Source organism: Clostridium boliviensis (genome assembly GCF_033342255.1).
Lineage (GTDB): Bacteria > Bacillota > Clostridia > Lachnospirales > Lachnospiraceae > Lacrimispora > Lacrimispora boliviensis.
In genome coordinates this window covers 1-442 of the sequence record NZ_JAWONS010000071.1, presented here as the reverse complement: position 1 = coordinate 442, position 442 = coordinate 1, and the positions used below count along the sequence as shown (strand labels likewise).

1 protein-coding gene is annotated in these 442 nt (G+C 67.4%); it reads left to right on the top strand.

Annotated elements, in window-relative coordinates:
• The coding region (locus RZO55_RS02990) for a LamB/YcsF family protein (RefSeq protein ID WP_318062808.1) at nt 1–442 on the top strand (442 nt) is incomplete at both ends.

Sequence of the window (442 nt, the reverse complement as noted above, 5' to 3'; positions counted from 1 at the left end):
TTCGGAGCCTACACCATCGGTCAGGACGAGGAGGTTCTCCGCTTTGTCACGTCCGCCAACATCGCCTGCGGTTATCATGCCGGAGACCACAACGTGATGGGGCGCATCGTGAAGGCCGCCGCGGAAAAGGGCGTCGGACTGGGGGCCCATCCCGGGCTGCCGGACCTGATGGGGTTCGGCCGGCGGCGGATCGAGGTGGATACGAAGGATGTCTACAACATGACCCTGTATCAGGTGGGCGCCCTCACCGCCTTCGCCCGGGCCTGCGGGAAGCGCCTGCAGCACGTGAAGCCCCATGGCGCCCTGTACAACATGGCTTGTCGGGACCGCCGGATCGCCTCCGCCATCGCCGAAGCGGTGGCGGCCGTCGACTCCGAATTGATTCTCTTCGGCCTTGCGGGAAGCGCCCTGGTCGAGGCGGGGAGGGCGGCCGGTCTGCCGG